1 protein-coding gene is annotated in these 18611 nt (G+C 72.1%); it reads right to left on the bottom strand.

What is annotated here, in order from left to right; translation table 11 throughout:
- Positions 1 to 2 precede the first annotated feature (2 nt).
- The gene (locus AQI88_RS23095; RefSeq protein WP_067002540.1) at positions 3 to 18563 is read right to left on the bottom strand and encodes a type I polyketide synthase; all 18561 of its coding nucleotides are present in this window, start codon (positions 18561 to 18563) and stop codon (positions 3 to 5) included.
- Positions 18564 to 18611 lie beyond the last annotated feature (48 nt).

The raw sequence follows: 18611 nt of genomic DNA, 5'->3' as shown, positions 1-18611 counted from the left end.
GTCTACCTGCCGAGTTCGTTGTCAAGTGCTGCGAAGAGTTCGTCGTCGGTCGCCAGGTCGAGGTCGGCGCCGTCGGTGCCGCCGTCCATCGCCCGGAGCAGGCCGCGCAGTCGCGCGGTGTACCTTCCTGCCGGTCCGTCGCTGTCCGACGCGCCGGCGGCCCAGAGACGGGCCTCGAGTACGTCCAGGGCCGCCTGGATCGGGTCCGCCACTTCGCCGACCAGCTCGCCCCGCAGGTACTCGGCGACGGCTCGGGTGGTCGGGTGGTTGAAGACGAGCGTGCTGGGCAACTGCAGTCCGGTGAGGGTGTTCAGCCTGTTGCGCAGTTCGACGGCGGTGAGCGAGTCGAAGCCCAGGTCCAGCAGTCCGCGCTCGACGTCGATCGTCCGCGGGGCCGGGTGGGCCAGGACGATGCCGACCTGTTCCCTGACGAAGTCGAGCAGCAGCTGCTGCTGCTCTTCCGCGTTCAGGCCCGTGAGCCGCTGGGCCAGCGGGATCTCCGCCGGAGCGGAGGTGCGCCGGCCGGCTCGGCGCTCGGTGCGCACCAGGCCCCGGTACAGCTCGGGCAGTGCGTCCCCGAGGCTCCGCAGTACTGCGAGGTCGAGTGCCACCGGTGCGAGCACCGGTCGGGTCCCCGCCTCGCCGTCGGCTTGAGGCGCCCTGGCTCCGGCCAGGGCCGTGTCGAGGGCCGCGAGTGCCCGGTCGGTCGGCATCGGCAGGATCCCGTTGCGTGCGAGCCTGGCCCGGTCGGCACGGTCGAGGTCGCTCGCCATGCCGTCCTGCCACATCCCCCAGGCGAGGGACACGGCGGGCAGGCCCTCGGCGCGCCGGTGTTCGGCGAGCGCGTCCAGGAAGGTGTTGCCGGCGGCGTAGTTGGCCTGTCCGGCGTTGCCCACCAGGCCGGCGACGGAGGAGAAGAGGACGAAGTCCGTCAGCTCCAGTCCGGCGGTCAGCTCGTGCAGGTTCCAGGCGGCTTCCACCTTCGGCCGCAGGACCCGGGAGAGGCTCTCCGGGCTCATGGCCTCCAGCGTGGCGTCCTCGACGACTCCGGCCGCGTGCACGACCGCGGTGAGCGGGTGCTCGTCCGGGATCGAGGCGAGCAGCCCGGCCAGCGCGTCGCGGTCGGCCGCGTCGCATGCCGCGACCCGTACGTCCGCGCCGAGCGCCGTCAGTTCGGCGACCAGGTCCTCCGCCCCGCCCCGCCGGCTGGTGAGCAGCAGGCGACGGGCGCCGCGGCCGGTCACCAGGTGCCGGGCGACCTGGGCTCCGAGTGCGCCCGTGCCACCGGTGATCAGCACCGTACGCTCCGGGTCGAACGCGTCCTCGACGTCCGGGGTCCGGACCGGGTGCGGGACCTTGGCGAGCCGGGTCACGTAGGCCTGTCCCTCGTGCAGTTCGAGCTGCGGTCGGGGGTCGGACAGGGCCGCGGCCAGCAGCTCGCGGCCGGCCGGCAGGCCGTCCGTGATCACGTGCTGGAAACGTCCCGGGTGTTCCGACGCGGCGGTCCGCATCAGCCCGGAGAGTGCGCTGTGCGCCAGTTCCCCGGTGCTGACCACGGCGAGCCGCGCTCCGGCCGGCGCGTCGGTGGCGAGCCACTGCCGCAGTACCGCCAGTACCTCCTCCGTGACCCGGCCGGTCTCCTGCGGAGCGGCCGGGCGTACCGGAAGGACGACCACGTCGGGTGCGGCCGCGCCGTCCGCCGTCGAGGCGGCCAGGTCGGCGAGGTCGGTGTGGTGCTCGGCGACCAGTCCGAGGTCGGCCTCGCCGAGGACCACGATGGCCGTGTCGCCACCGGTGGGGAGTTCCACGCCGGCCCGCTCCACCGCGTACACGATCTGGTCGGAGGGGCGGGTCAGTGCGGTCCCCGCCGGCAGGGCCCGCAGGGCGAGCGATGCGACGGTGGCGACCGGAGCGCCCGTCTCGTCGGCGATGCTGACCGCGACCGTTCCGTCCGGGCCGGGTGACAGCTTGACCCGCAGGGTGCCGGTCCGGGACCCGGTCAGCTGGACGCCGCCGAAGGAGAAGGGCAGCCGCAGTTCGGCCGACTCCTCCAGGAGCAGTGCGTGCAGCGCGGCGTCGAACAGTGCCGGGTGGAGGGCGAATCCATCAGCGTCGACGGACAGCCGTACCTCGGCGTAGAGGTCGTCGCCCGAACGCCATGCCGCCTGGAGGCCCTGGAAGGCGGGGCCGTAGCCGTAGCCCTGGTCGGCGAGGCGGTCGTACAGGTCCTCGACCGGCTGGGTCTCGGCGCCTGCCGGAGGCCAGGACGCGAGGTCGGGTTCGGGGCCGCCGGGTACGGCGGCCACCACGGTTCCGGTGGCGTGCCGGTTCCAGACGTCGCCTTCCTGGTCCCCGCGCGAGTGGACGGCGACGGACCTGCGGCCTTCTCCGTCGGGGCCGCCGACGGTGATCTGGAGCTGGAGCGCGCCCTCGTCGGGAAGGACCAGGGGTGCCTGGAGGGCGAGTTCCTCCAGCCGCTCGCAGCCGAGTGCGGCGCCCGCGTGGAGCGCGAGCTCCACCAGGGCCGTGCCCGGGACCAGCAGGGTCCCGGCGACGGCGTGGTCGGCGAACCAGGCGTGGCTGCGGGCCGAGATCCGGCCGGTGAACAGGACACCGTCGGAGTCGGCGAGCGGAACCGCGGCCCCGAGCAGCGGGTGCCGTGCGGAGTCGAGTCCGGCTGAGGTGACGTCGCCGCCGGGCCCCTCCGTGAGCCAGTAGCGCTGGCGCTGGAAGGGGTAGGTCGGCAGGTCCGCGGCCGGTCCGGCGTTCTCGCCGAACAGTGCGCGCCAGTCCACCGGCACGCCCCGTACGTGGGCGTGGGCCAGGGCGGTGACGGCGGTGTGCGGCTCGTGGCGCCCGCCGCGCAGCACCGGGACCAGGAGCGATCCCGCGTCGAGGAAGTCCTGCCCCATCGCGCTGAGCACGCCGTCCGGGCCGAGCTCCAGGAAGGTCCGTACGCCTTCGGCTTCCAGGGCGCGTGCCGCGTCCAGGAAGCGCACGGGCCGGCGGACGTGCCGGACCCAGTACTCGGGCGTGGTCAGTTCCTCGGCGCCGACCGGCTGCCCAGTCAGGGTGGAGACGATCGGGATGGTGGGCGCGGCGAACGCGAGCCCCTTCGCGACCGTTCGGAACTCGTCCAGCATCGCGTCCATGTGCGGGGAGTGGAAGGCGTGGCTGACGCGCAGTCGCTTGGTCTTGCGTCCCTGGGCGGAGAGTTCGGCTCCGACGGCCTCGACGGCTTCCGCGTCGCCCGAGAGCACCACGGAGGTGGGGCCGTTGACGGCGGCGATGCCCAGCAGGTCCTCCCGTCCGGCGAGCAGCGGCAGCACCTCCTGCTCCCCGGCCTGCACGGCGAGCATCGCGCCGCCGCCGGGCAGTGCCTGCATCAGCCGGCCGCGGGCCGCGACGAGCTGCGCCGCGTCCGCCAGCGAGAGGACGCCGGCGACGTGCGCGGCGGCCAGCTCACCGATGGAGTGGCCCGCGAGGAAGTCCGGCCGTACGCCCCAGCCTTCGAGGAGCCGGAAGAGCGCGACCCCGGTCGCGAACAGGGCGGCCTGCGTGAAGCCGGTCTGGTCCAGCGGCGCCGGGTCCTCACCGAAGAGGACGTCGAGCAGCGGCGTTTCCAGCCACTGGTCGAGCTCTTCGCACACGGCGTCCAGGGCCTTGGCGTAGGCGGGGTAGGCGGTGTACAGCTCCCGGCCCATGCCGAGCCGCTGGCTGCCCTGACCGGTGAAGAGGAAGGCCGTACGGCCGTCCACGGGTGTACCCCGCACGGGCAGTGCCGCGCATCCGTCGACCGCTTCGGTGGCGGTGGAGGCCACCACCACGGCGCGGTGCGGCAGTCCGGCCCGTCCGACGGCCAGGGTCCGGCCCGTCGGTGCCAGGTCCTGCTGCCCGGTGCCGGCGAGGGCCGCGCCCACCTGGTCGGCCTGCGCCCGCAGGGCCGCGTCGTTGTGCGCGGACAGCAGCAGCGGCACGACCGGCATCGGCTCGGCCGGCGGGACCGTCCCCTCGGTCGGCGGCTGCTCCACGATGACGTGGGCATTGGTACCGCTGATGCCGAAGGAGGACACGCCTGCCCGGCGCGGCCGATCGGACTCAGGCCACGGCACCGCCTCGGTGAGCAGTTCCACCTCGCCGGCGGACCAGTCCACGTGCGGGCTGGGCGCGTCGATGTGAAGGCTCTTGGGAAGCACCCCGTGCTGCATCGCCATGACCATCTTGATGACGCCGGCCACGCCGGAGGCGGCCTGGGAGTGTCCGATGTTGGACTTCAGGGAGCCCATCAGGAGGGGGGACGGGCGCTCCTGCCCGTAGGTGGCGAGTACGGCCTGGGCCTCGATCGGGTCGCCCAGCGTGGTGCCGGTGCCGTGGGCCTCCAGCGCGTCCACGTCCGCGGTGGTCAGGCCCGCGTTGGTCAGGGCCTGGCGGATCACCCGCTCCTGGGAGGGGCCGTTGGGGGCGGTGAGGCCGTTGCTCGCACCATCCTGGTTGACAGCGGTTCCGCGGATCACGCCGAGGATCCGGCGGCCGTTGCGCTGGGCGTCGGAGAGCCGCTCCAGCAGGAGGATTCCGGCGCCTTCGGCCCAGGCTGCCCCGTCCGCCCGCGCGGAGAAGGCCTTGCACCGGCCGTCCGGTGCCAGGCCGCGCTGCCGGCTGAACTCCACGAACAGGGTGGGCGCGGCCAGTACGGTCACGCCGCCGGCCAGGGCCAGCCCGCACTCGCCGTTCCGCAGCGCCTGGGCGGCGAGGTGGACGGAGACGAGCGAGGAGGAGCAGGCGGTGTCGACGGTGATCGCCGGTCCCTGCAGGCCGAAGGTGTAGGCGACGCGGCCGGAGGCGACACTGACCGTGCTGCCGACCGCCAGGTAGCCCTCCAATGCCTCGGGGGCGTCCTTCAGGCGCGCCGCGTAGTCGTTGGCCATGACACCGGCGAACACACCGGTCTGGCTGCCCTTGAGAGAGGTCGGGTCGATGCCCGCGCGCTCGAAGGCCTCCCAGCAGATTTCCAGCAGCAGGCGCTGCTGCGGGTCGATGGCCGTGGCCTCCCGTGCGCTCACCCCGAAGAGCTCGGGGTCGAACTGCGGAGCCTCGTAGAGGAATCCGCCGTGCCGGGTGTACGAGGTGCCCACGTGGTCGGGGTCCGTGTCGTACAGGCCGTCCAGGTCCCAGCCGCGGTCGTCCGGGAACGGGCCGATGGCGTCCCGCTCGTCGGACAGCAGCGCCCACAGCTCCTCCGGGGAGCTGACCTCGCCCGGGTAGCGGCAGGCCATCGCGACGATCGCGATCGGCTCGTCGGAGGCGCCGACGACCGGTTCGGCCTCGGCCACCGCGGCGGCCGAGCCGAGCAGTTCGGTCCGCAGGAAGCCGGCCAGCTCGACCGTGCTCGGGTAGTCGAAGACCAGCGTCGGGGGCAGCTTCGTACCTGCGGCCGCGTTCAGCCGGTTGCGCAGTTCCACCGCCTTGAGCGAGTCGAAGCCCAGCTCGTTGAAGGCCCGGTCGGGCGCGACCTGGCCGGCGTCGGTGTGCCCCAGTACGGAGGCCACCACGCCGCGAACCAGTTCCAGCAGCGCGCGCTCCTGGTCCTGGGGGGTCAGGAGCGCCAGGCGTTCCTGGAGGGAGTTCCCGCCCGCCTGCTCGCCGACGGCGGCGCGCCGCGCCGGACGCACCAGGCCGTGGAAGAGCGCGGGCAGCGTGCCGTCCTCGCTCTGCGCCCGCAGTCCGGTGTGGTCCAGCAGCGCCGGAACGAGCACCGGCCGGCGGGTCGCGAGGGCCGCGTCGAACAGCGCCAGCCCCTGCTCGCTGCCGATCGGGGCGATGCCGCCCCGGGACATGCGGGCGAGGTCGGCGTCGGTCAGGTGACCGGTCATCCCGCTGCCCTCGGCCCACAGGCCCCAGGCCAGCGACGTACCGGGCAGGCCCAGGGCCTGGCGGTGGTGCGCGAGGGCGTCCAGATAGGTGTTGGCCGCGGCGTAGTTGGCCTGTCCCGCGGTGCCGACCGTGCCGGCCAGCGAGGAGAACAGGACGAACGCGTCCAGCTCCAGGTCGGCCGTCAGCTCGTGCAGGTGCCGGGCGGCATCGACCTTGGGACGCAGTACGGTGTCGAGCTGCTCGGCCGTGAGGGCGTGCAGCGTGCCGTCGTCGAGGACGCCGGCGGTGTGCAGGACCGCGGTGAGCGGGTGCTCCGAGGGGATCGCGTCCAGCATCGCGGCGACCGCCATGCGGTCGGCCGTGTCACAGGCGACCACGGACACGTCGGCTCCGTGGGCCGTGAGTTCGGCCTCCAGCTCCAGCATGCCCGCCGCGTCCCGGCCGCGGCGGCTCGCCAGCAGCAGGTGCCGTACGCCGTGTTCGGCGACGAGGTGGCGGGCGAACAGCCGGCCCAGGGTGCCGGTGGCGCCCGTGACGAGCACGGTGCCCTCGGGGTTCAGGGCGGGCACGGTGTCGCCCGTCGTGGGCGACTTGACCAGCCGCGGTACGAGCAGTGCCCCGTCCCGCAGGCTCACCTGCGCCTCCGGTACGGCCAGCGCACGGCCGAGCTCGGCCTCGGAGAGGTCCCAGTCCGTCAGGTCCAGCAGGCCGAACCGGTCGGGGTTCTCGGCCATGGCGCTACGCACCAGCCCCCAGACGGGAGCCGAGCCGAGTCCGGCCTCCGTGCGGGCGGTGGTCGCGTCACGGGTCATGAACACCAGGCGCGAGTCGGCGAACCGCTCCTCGGCGAGCCACTCCTGGGCCAGCCGCAGGGCCCGGTGTGCCACGGCGCCGGGACCGTCCTCGCCGGGGAAGGGGACCACGACGAGCGGCGGGGTTCCGACGATGCCGGCGAGGTCCGAGTAGCTGCCCAGAGGAGCGGGCAGACCGTGGCCGGAGTCGTCGAGGACGGCCCATCCGGCGGCCGGGGCGGCCTCCGGGGCGGTCGTCCACTCCACCTGGAGCAGCGGCTGGCGGGGGGTGTCCGAGCCGGCCAGCTGCGCGGGGTCCACGGCCCGCAGGCCGAGCGTCTTCACCGACGCGATCGGCGCACCGCTCGCGTCGGCGAGGGACAGGGCGGCACCCGAGCCTTCCGGGGTGATCCGTACGCGCAGCACGCTGGCGTTCACCGCGTGCAGCCGAACGCCGGTCCAGGCGAAGGGCAGCACCAGGCGGCCGTCCTCCGCGAGCGCCAGCGGGTGCAGGGCGGCGTCGAGGAGGGCCGGGTGGATCCCGAACTCGCCCAGGGGGACGTCCTTCGGGAGCGCGACCTCGGCGAACGTCTCCTGGCCGGCGCGCCACAGCGCCCGCAGGCCCTGGAAGGCGGGTCCGTACTGGAAGCCCCGCTCGGCGAGCGTGTCGTACGCCGCCGTCAGGTCGACCGGCTCGGCGCCGGCCGGGGGCCAGGCGGTGTCGGCCGGTACGTCCGCACGTCCTTCCGCGTGCCCCAGTACGCCGGTGGCGTGCAGGGTCCACGGGTGGATCGCGGCGTCGTCGGACTCGGGCTCCGGGCGGGAGTGGACCGACAGCGCGCGCCGGCCCTCCTCGTCCGGAGCGTCGACCACGACCTGGAGCTGTACTCCGCCGCGGCCGGCCAGCACCAGCGGTGCCTGGAGGGTCAGCTCGTCGAGCTGGTCGAGGCCCGTGTGGTCACCCGCCCGGATGGCGAGGTCCACGAAGGCGGTACCGGGGAGCAGCACGGTGCCGGCCACGGCGTGGTCCGCCAGCCAGGGCTGCGTGTTCAGGGCGATCCTGCTGCTCAGGACCAGCTTGTCCTCGTCGGCCATCCAGAGCGCGGCGCCGATGAGCGGGTGCCGCTCGGCGGCCATGCCGAGCCCGCCCGCGTCCCCGGCCGGTGCCGGGCCCTCCAGCCAGTGGCGCCGGCGCTGGAAGGGGTAGGTCGGCAGGTCGACGACCGCGCCGGGTCCGCCGACCACGGCCGCCCAGTCGAGCGGGGCGCCCGAGACGTGGGCCTGCGCCGCGGAGGCGAGGAAGTCGTCGAGTCCACCCTCGTCACGGTGGAGCGAGGGCACGGTGACGGCGCTGTCGTACGACGTGTCGTCGATCGTCTCCTGGAGCGCGATGGTCAGCACCGGGTGGGCGCTGGCCTCGATGAAGACGCGGTGGCCCTGGTCGAGCAGGGTCCGGGTGGCCTCCTCCAGCTGGACGGTCTGGCGGAGGTTGCGGAACCAGTACGCGCCGTCGAGCTCCGTGCCGTCCAGCGGCTGCCCGGTGACGGTGGAGAGGAAGGGCACCTCGACGGCGCGCGGGGTGAGCGAGGACAGGGCGTCGAGAAGCTCGTCCCGCAGGCTTTCGACGTGCGCGGAATGGGAGGCGTAGTCGACCGGGATGCGCTTGGCGCGCATCTTGTTGTCCTTGCAGTAGGCGACCATCTCCTCAAGAGCGGTCACCTCTCCGGCGACCACCACGGAACGCGGGCCGTTGTGTGCGGCGATGTCGATGGCGCCGTCCCAACGGGTGATGAGCTCGCGGACCTCGTCGGCCGGCAGGGCCACCGAGACCATCCCGCCCGTACCCGCCAGCTTCACGATCGCCCGGCTGCGCAAGGCCACGACCTTCGCCGCGTCGTCCAGCGACAGCGCCCCCGACACCGCGGCCGCCGCGATCTCACCCTGCGAGTGACCGATCACCGCGTCCGGCTCGATGCCCACCGAACGCCACAACGCGGCCAGGGACACCATCACCGCCCACAGCGCGGGCTGCACCACCTCCACCCGGTCGAAACCGGGCGCACCTTCCACACCGCGCAGGACGTCCAGCAGCGACCAGTCCGTGAACGGCGCCAACGCCCGCTCGCACTCCACGAGCCGGGCGGCGAACACCGGGGAGGAGTCGAAGAGTTCCAGGGCCATGCCCTGCCACTGCGAACCCTGCCCCGGGAACACGAACACCGTCTTGCCCGAGCCCGAGCCCGTGACCGTGCCCTGCACCAGGTTTGCCGCGGACCCACCCGAGGCCAGCGCCTCAAGACCCGCCAACAGCTCGTCCCGGCCGGCGCCCGAAACCGTCGCCCGGAAGGGCAGGTGCGGGACCCGGGTCGCGAGAGCCGAAGCCACCCGCGCCGGGTCGACGCCCTCCGAGGCCAGCAGCTCACGCACCTGGCCGGCACGCGCCGCCAGGGCCGCCTCGCTCTTCGCCGAGACCACCAGCGGAAGCCCCGCCACCACCGGCTCACCGGCCACGACCGGCTCCGGGCCCTGCTCCAGGACCACATGCGCGTTCGTACCACTGATACCGAACGAGGACACGGCCGCGCGACGCGGACGCGCCACCTCCGGCCACGCCCGACGCTCGGTGACCAGCTCCACCGCACCCGTCGACCAGTCGACGTGCGGCGTCGGCTCGTCCACGTGCAGCGTCGCCGGAAGCTCCCCGTTGCGCATCGCCATCAGCATCTTGATGATGCCCGCGACACCCGCGGCAGCCTGCGTGTGACCGATGTTCGACTTGATCGATCCCAGACGCAGCGGCTCCTCGCGGTCCTGGCCGTAGGTGGCCAGCAGCGCGTTGGCCTCGATCGGGTCACCGAGCCGGGTACCGGTGCCGTGCGCCTCGACCGCGTCCACCTCGTGCGGAGCGAGGCGGGCGTTGGCGAGGGCCTGGCGGATGACGCGTTCCTGCGAGGGCCCGTTGGGGGCGGTGAGGCCGTTGCTCGCACCGTCCTGGTTGACCGCGGACCCACGGATCACACCAAGGATGTTGTGCCCGAGCCGCTGAGCGTCCGACAGACGCTCCAGCACCAGCATGCCCGCGCCCTCGCCCCAACCCGTACCGTCCGCCGAAGCCGCGAACGACTTGCAGGTCCCGTCCGGCGACAGACCACGCTGACGCGAGAACTCGACAAAGGTCGTCGGCGTGGACATCACGGTGACACCGCCGGCGAGTGCCATCGAGCACTCGCCCTGGCGCAGCGCCTGAGCGGCCAGGTGCACCGCCACCAGCGACGAGGAACACGCCGTGTCCAGCGTCACCGCCGGCCCCTCAAAACCGAACGTGTAAGCCACCCGGCCCGACAGGACGCTCGAGATCGTGCCCGTCAGCAAGTGCCCCTCGAAGCCCTCCGGAGCGCTCCCCAGCCTCGACCCGTAGTCGTTGTACATCACACCCGCGTAGACACCGGTCGAGGAACCGCGCAGCGAGGCGGGGTCGACTCCCGCACGCTCCAGCGCCTCCCACGCGACCTCCAGCAGCACACGCTGCTGCGGGTCGGTCGCGATCGCCTCGCGCGGACTCAGACCGAAGAACTCGGCATCGAACTCCGCTGCCTCGTGGAGGAATCCGCCCTTGCGCGTGTACGACTTGCCGATCTTCTCGGGGTCCGGGTCGAAGAGGCCTTCCACGTCCCAGCCGCGGTCGGACGGGAACTCGTCGATCGCGTCCCGGCCCTCCGCCACGAGCCGCCACAGGTCCTCCGGCGAGGAGACCCCGCCCGGGTAGCGGCACCCCATACCGACCACGGCGATCGGCTCGTCCAGTCCCGGGGCGTGGGCGGCCGTCGAGGGGACGACAGCCGTTCCGGTCGCGCCGAGCCGGTCCAGCAGGAAGTCCGCCACCGCCTGGGGCGACGGGTGGTCGAACACGAGGGTGGTGGGCAGTCGCAGCCCGGTCACCGAGTTGAGCCGGTTGCGCAGTTCGACACCCGTGAGGGAGTCGAAGCCGGTGTCCTTGAATGCCTTGGCCGGGTCGATGTCGGCGTCGGCCCCGTGCCCGAGAACCAGCCCCACGGTCTCCCGTACGGTCTGGAGTACGGCCTGCGCCCGCTCCTCCGCGGCCAGCGCGGTCAGCCTCTGGACCCATGACGAGTCGGCGCCGATGGCGGCGCCGGCCGCCTGCCGGCGGCGGCCGCGGACCAGGCCGGTGAACAGCTCGGGGAGCGCGTTCTCCTGGGCCCGGGCGCGCAGGGCGCCCAGGTCGAGTTCGGCGGGGACCAGCAGCGGCTCCGCCGAGGCGAGCGCCGCGTCGAACAGATCGAGACCCAGTTCCGGGGCCAGCGGGACGATTCCGCTCCGCTTCCACCGCGCGACGTCGGCGTCGGCGAGGGTTCCGGCCATGCCGTCGGCGCTGTCCCACAGGCTCCACGCGAGGGAGGTGGCGGGCAGGTTCCGGGCGCGGCGGTGCTGCGCGAGGGCGTCGAGGAAGGTGTTCGCTGCCGCGTAGTTGGCCTGGCCGGCGTTGCCCATGAGACCCGCGATGGACGAGAACATGACGAACGAGGCAAGGCCGAGGGACTCGGTGAGGCGGTGGAGGTTCCAGGCCGCGTCCACCTTCGGACGCATCACCCGCTCCAGATGACCGGCCGACAGCGAGGCGACCGTCGCGTCGTCCAGGACACCCGCCGTATGCACCACGGCAGTCAGCGGACGCTCGATCGCCACCTCGTCCAGCAGACCCGCCAGCGCGTCGAAGTCCGACACGTCGCACGCCGCCACCCGAGCCCGCGCACCCAACTCCGCCAGCTCCGCCACGAACTCGGCGGCACCCGGGGTCTCACCACCACGACGCGACACCAACAGCAGGTGCCGCGCACCGTGATGCGTCACCAGCCGACGCGCCACCAGACGGCCCAACGTACCCAGAGCACCGGTCACCAGGACCGTACCCTCCGGATCCAGACCCTCCACCGCACCCGCCACGGCACCCGCGGCACGCGCCAGACGCGGCACGAACAACCCGCCGCCCCGCACCGCCACCTCGGGCTCGCCCGAAGCCAGCACGGCAGGCAGCAGCTCCGGACCATCCTCATCCACGTGGGCGAGGACCAGTCGGCCGGGCTGCTCGGTCTGCGCAGTACGGATCAGGCCCACGAGCGGGGCCGTGTGCAGCGCGCCGTCCGGTACGACGAGGACGAGGCGGCTCTCCGCGAACTGCGGGGCGGCCAGCCATTCCCGCACCGCCTCCAGCCCGCGCGCCGCCGTGGCGTGGGTCTGGTCGAGTACATCACCGGTGGTGCCGACGACGAGCTCCTGCTCGCCGATCACCACGAACTCCGGTACGGCAGATCCGTCGTCGACCGCGGCGCCGAGCGCGGCGAGGTCGGCGTAGGGCGCCTCGCCCAGCCGGACCCACCGCTGGTCGGCGACCGGCTCGGCCGCCGGGACGGCCTCCCAGGCCACCCGGTACAGGGACTCCACGGCCGGGCCGGCAACGGCGAGCTGATCACGGGCGATCGGCCGCAGGGTGGCCGACTCGATCGCCGCCACCGGAGCGCCGGCGCCGTCGGCGAGTGCGAGACGGGCCGTGTCCTGGCCGGTACGGGTCCAGCGGACGCGCAGCACCGTGGCACCGACCGCGTGCAGCACGAAGCCCGAGAACGAGAACGGCAGACGGATCGTGCTGTCGTCCTGCGCCGAGGCCGCGGCCTCCAGCACGAGCGGATGCAGAACCGCGTCGAGGACGGCGGGGTGCACGCCGAAGCGCGCGGCTTCGGGGTGGAGCTGGTCGGGCAGGACGACCTCGGCGAAGAGGTCGTCGCCGGCGCGCCAGGCGGCGCGCAGGCCGTGGAAGGCCGGCCCGTAGCCGTAGCCCAAGTCGTCGAGGCGGTCGTAGACGCCGTCCAGCGGGATGGGGGTGCCACCGGCCGGGGGCCACTGGTCCAGGGAAACGCCCGGCGAGGGGACGGAGGACGTGAGCAGGCCGGCCGCGTGGGCGGTCCACTGCTCTTCGCCGGTCCGCGAGTACACGGTGAACTGACGATCGCCGCGCGCGTCGGCCCGGTCGACGGTCAGCCGCAGCTGAGCGCCCGTCTTCTCCGAGAGGATCAGGGGTGCCTGGAGGGTGAGTTCCTCGACGGTGGCGTAACCCAGCTGCTCGGCCGCGGTGCCCGCGAGCTCCAGGAACACCGTCCCCGGAACCAGGACCGTCCCACCGATCGCGTGATCGGCCAGCCACGGATGCGAAGACAACGACACCGAGGCCGAGAACTGCACCGCATCACCATCAGGCTCCGTGATCAACGCAGCCAACAACGGATGATCCACAGCCGTCAGACCCAGACCCGCCGCATCACCGGAACGCGGCGCGTCCAACCAGAAACGCTCACGCTGGAACGCATACGTCGGCAGCTCCACCACACCGGAACCCGGCAGGAACCCCTCCCAGTCCACACCCACACCATGTGCGTGCACAGCGCCCAGGGCGGCGAGGAGGGAACGCTTCTCGGCCCGGTCCTTGCGCAGCACCGGAACCACGACGATGCCCTCGGTGTCGGCCAGGCACTCGCCCGTCAGACCCGCGAGCGTCCCGTCGGGACCCAGCTCCACGAACGCCGTCACACCAAGACCGGCCAGCGTGGCGATGCCATCGGCGAAACGGACCGCCGAACGGGCCTGAACAGCCCAGTACTCGGCAGTGAACTCCTCGACCACCTCACCGGTGACATTCGACACCACCGGGATCCGGGGAGCCGAATAGGTCAACTCCCGTGCAACCTCAGTGAGCTCCGCCAGCATTCCGTCCAGGTGCGCGGAGTGGAAAGCGTGGCTCACCTTCAGCCGCGTCGCCTTCACACCCTCCCCGCGAGCCAGCTCCAGGACTTCGAGCACTGCCGTCTCGTCACCCGAAATCACGGTGCCGGCAGGGCTGTTGAACCCGGCCACATCCACACCGGAACGACCCTCGAGCCACCCGGCAACGCGCGCTCCGCCCGCGTTCAGGGCGACCATCGCGCCGCCCTCGGCAACACCCTCCATCAGACGCGCCCGCGCACACACCAAACGCGCAGCGTCCTCAAGCGACAGCACACCCGCCACATGGGCCGCCGCCAGCTCACCCACCGAATGACCCACCAGATAATCCGGGGTCACCCCGTAATGAGACAGCAGCCGGAACAGGGCAACCTCGACCGCGAACAACGCCGGCTGAGTGAACACCGTCCGCTGAAGCAGCTCCGGCTCGCCCTCGATCACCCCGGCGAGCGAACGGTCCAAGTGGACGTCCAACGCCCCGACAACCTCGTCGAACGCAGCAGCGAACACCGGCTCCGCCGCGTACAACTCACGTCCCATACCCACACGCTGACTGCCCTGCCCCGAGAACAGGAACGCCACCGGACCCGCCGAGACGGCCTCGCCCGGGGTCAGCGCCCGCAGGGCGTCCAGGAGTTCCTCACGGGTCTCCCCCACGACCACCGCACGGTGATCGAAACGAGCACGCGATGCGGCCAACGAACGGCCCACGGCCACGACGTCCAGCTCCGGCCGCTCCTCCAGGAACGACACCAGCCGATCCGCCTGCTCCGACAGAGCAGCCCCCGACTTGCCCGACACCACCCACGGCACCGGACCCGACACCGACAGCTCCTCCACCGGAGCTTCGATCTCCGTGACCTGCTCGACGATGAGGTGTGCGTTGGTACCGCTGATGCCGAAGGACGAGATGCCCGCCCGGCGCGGACGGTCGAGCTCCGGCCACTCCTGGGCCTGCGTCAGCAGCTCCACCGCACCGGCCGACCAATCGACGTGCGAGGTCGGCTCGTCCACGTGCAGCGTCGCCGGGAGAACCCCGTTACGCATGGCCATGACCATCTTGATCACGCCCGCGACACCCGCCGCGGCCTGCGTGTGACCGATGTTCGACTTCAGCGAGCCGAGTCGAAGCGGCTCTTCGCGGTCCTGGCCGTAGGTGGCCAGCAGCGCCTGCGCCTCGATCGGGTCGCCGAGCTTGGTGCCCGTGCCGTGCGCCTCCACCGCGTCCACCTCGGACGCCGACAGGCGGGCGTTGGCCAGCGCGGCGCGGATGACCCGCTCCTGCGAAGGCCCGTTCGGGGCCGTCAGACCGTTGCTCGCACCATCCTGGTTCACGGCGGAACCACGGATCACCGCGAGCACCTGGTGCCCGTTGCGCTCCGCGTCCGACAGCCGCTCCAGCACCAGCAGACCCACGCCCTCGGCCCAGCCCGTACCGTCCGCCGACGACGAGAACGCCTTGCAACGCCCGTCCGGCGACAGCCCGCGCTGCCGGGAGAACTCCACGAACATGCCGGGCGTAGCCATGACGGACACACCGCCGGCGATGGCCACGGAGGACTCGCCCTGGCGCAGCGACTGCGCGGCGAGGTGGAGCGCGACGAGCGAGGACGAGCAGGCGGTGTCGACCGTCACCGCCGGGCCCTGCAGTCCGAAGGTGTAGGCCAGCCGGCCCGAGGCCACACTGGCGGTGTTGCCCGTCAGCAGGTAGCCGTCGTATCCGCCGGACGGTTCGTGCAGCCGTGGCCCGTACTCCTGTGCCGTCGCGCCCACGTACACACCGGTGCGGGTGCCGCGCAGTGCGGCGGGGTCGATGCCCGCCTGCTCGAAGGCCTCCCAGGCCGTCTCCAGCAGCAGCCGCTGCTGGGGCTCCATCGCCGCCGCCTCGCGGGGACTGATGCCGAAGAACTCGGCATCGAACCGGTCCGCATCGTGCAGGAAACCACCTTTGGTGGCGTAGGTCTTGCCGGGGCTGTCCGGATCGGTGGTGAAGAGCGAATCAAGGTCCCAGCCTCGGTTGGTCGGGAATCCGCCGACCGCATCGACCTCGCCGCTGACCAGACGCCACAGGTCCTCCGGAGAGGCGACCCCTCCCGGCAGCCGGCATGCCATGCCCACGATGGCGATCGGCTCGTCAAGGGCTGTGGCCTCGTACGCATCGTCATCCTGGCCCTGGCCCTGGTCCAGGCCGCGGAGCTCATCACGGAGGTGTTCGGCGAGTACGGCCGGGGTCGGGTAGTTGAAAAGGAGGCCGGAGGGCAGCGAGAGCCCGGTGGCCCTGTTCAGCGCGTTCCGGAGCTCGACGGCCGAGAGGGAGTCGAAGCCCAGGTCCTTGAAGGTCGTGTCGATGTCCACGTCGCGCGCCGATCCGTGGCCGAGCACTGCCGCCACGTGCGCACGCACCAGCTCCAGCTCATCACCGCGCGGCACGGACCGCTTCGGACCGCTCCGCCTTGCCGCACCGGTCCGGACCTGGACCGGCCCGATCGCCGGACCATCCAGCCAGAAAGGCTCACGCTGGAAGGCGTACGTGGGCAGATCCACCAAGCCCGACCCCGGCAGGAACCCCTCCCAGTCCACCTCCACACCATGCGCGTGCACAGCGCCCAGGGCGGCGAGCAGAGAACGCTTCTCGGCCCGGTCCCTGCGCAGCACCGGAACCACGACCATGCCCTCGGCATCGGCCAGGCACTCGCCCGCAAGACCCGCCAGCGTCGCATCCGGACCCAGCTCCACAAAAGCCGTCACACCCAGACCCGCCAGCGTGGCGATGCCATCGGCGAACCGCACCGCCGAACGAGCCTGAACAGCCCAGTACTCGGCAGTGAACTCCTCAACCACCTCACCGGTGACATTCGACACCACCGGAATCCGGGGAGCCGAATAGGTCAACTCCCGTGCAACCTCGGTGAGCTCCGCCAGCATTCCGTCCAGATGCGCGGAGTGGAAAGCGTGGCTCACCTTCAGCCGCGTCGCCTTCACACCCTCCCCGCGAGCCAGCTCCAGGACTTCGAGCACTGCCGTCTCGTCACCCGAAATCACGGTGCCGGCAGGGCTGTTGAACCCGGCCACATCCACACCGGAACGCCCCTCGAGCCACCCGGCAACGCGCGCTCCGCCCGCGTTCAGGGCAACCATCGCGCCGCCCTCGGCAACACCCTCCATCAGACGCGCCCGCGCACACACCAAACGCGCAGCGTCCTCGAGCGACAGCACACCCGCCACATGGGCCGCCGCCAGCTCACCCACCGAATGACCCACCAGATAATCCGGGGTCACCCCGTAATGAGACAGCAGCCGGAACAGGGCAACCTCGACCGCGAACAACGCCGGCTGAGTGAACACCGTCCGCTGAAGCAGCTCCGGCTCGCCCTCGATCACCCCGGCGAGCGAACGGTCCAAGTGGACGTCCAACGCCCCGACAACCTCGTCGAACGCAGCCGCGAACACCGGCTCCGCCGCGTACAACTCACGTCCCATACCCACACGCTGACTGCCCTGCCCCGAGAACAGAAACGCCACCGGACCATCCGGCACCGCACGACCCGACACCACACCAGCCGCAGGCGCACCCGCAGCCAACGCCCGCAGAGCGTCCAGAAGCTCCTCGCGCGTCTCCCCCACCACCACCGCACGGTGATCGAAACGAGCACGCGACACCGCGAGCGAACGACCCACCGCCGCGACGTCCAGCCCCGGACGCCCCTCCAGGAACGACGCCAGCCGCCCCGCCTGACCGGCCACGGCCTCAGCCGACTTGCCCGACACCACCCACGGCACCACGCCCGAGCCGGACTCGGCGCCGGGCAACTCCTCCGCCGCCGCCCACTCGGTGCGCCAGTCCGAAAGCACGACGTGGCAGTTCGTACCGCCCATGCCGAACGAGCTGACACCTGCGTAGAGCGGCTCCTCCGGCCGCGGCCACGCCTCGACGCTTCGCTGCACGGCGAGCTTCAACTCGTCGAACGGGATGTCCGGGTTGGGGGTTTCGAAGTTCAGGCTCGGCACGAGCTCGCGGTTACGGATGCAGAGCGCCGCCTTCAGCAGGCCGACGATGCCAGCGGCACCCTCAAGGTGTCCGACGTTGGTCTTCACCGAACCGACCCGCAGCTCGGCCCCGTCCACGCGGCCGTCGCCGAGCACCGCGCCCAGGGCCGACGCTTCGATCGGGTCGCCCACCTTGGTACCCGTGCCGTGCAGTTCGACGTACTGCACCTGCTCCGCGGACACCTTGGCACGCTCGTACGCCTGCCGCAGGACGTCCTGCTGGCCGGCCGGACTCGGTACGGTGAGACCCTCGGTCGTCCCGTCGTTGTTCATCGCGCTGCCGTGCAGCACGCAGTAGACCGGGTCGCCGTCCTCTATGGCGGCGTGCAGCGGCTTGAGCACCACGAACGCGCCGCCCTCACCGCGCACATATCCATTCGCCCTGGCGTCGAAAGTGAAGCTGAGACCGTCCGGTGAAAGTGCACCGAACCGCTCCGCGCCGATGGTGCTGTCCGGCACCACATTGAGGTTGACACCGCCGGCGATGGCCATGGCGGACTCGCCGCGGCGCAGGCTCTCGACTGCCAGGTGCACCGCGACCAGCGAGGAGGACTGGCCGGTGTCCACGGCCGCACTCGGTCCGTGCAGACCCAGGGTGTAGGAGATCCGGTTGGCAATGACGCCGCGGTTGAGACCGGTCAGGGTGTGGCGGGTGATGGCTTCGACCCCGTGCTGACGCGTGAGGGCAGCGTAATCGTCGGCAATGACGCCGACGAAGACACCGGTCCGGCTGTCGGCAAGACCGGACGGGAGGATCCTGGCGTCCTCCAGGGCCTCCCAGGCGAGCTCAAGCATCAGCCGCTGCTGCGGGTCCATCGACGACGCCTCACGCGGACTGATGCCGAAGAAGCCTGCATCAAAGCCGCTGACGTCCTCGAGATAGCCCCCCGGCCGGGAGGGCAGTTCGGGGCGCCCTGCCGGGGGCGCGCCAATCGCACTGCGGCCGTCGCGCAGCAGCTGCCACAGTTGCGCGGGGTTCTCCGCATGCGGCAGTCGGCAGGACATACCGACGATGGCGATCGCCTCGGTCGATATCGACGTGTCAGCTTGGAATTCAACCATGGTCGAGTACGCCCTACCTATTGTTACGTACGATGCCTGAGCGGAGGC

Origin of the sequence: Streptomyces cellostaticus (assembly GCF_001513965.1) — a bacterium.
GTDB classification, from domain to species: domain Bacteria; phylum Actinomycetota; class Actinomycetes; order Streptomycetales; family Streptomycetaceae; genus Streptomyces; species Streptomyces cellostaticus.
This window is presented reverse-complemented; position numbering and strand designations above follow the sequence as displayed.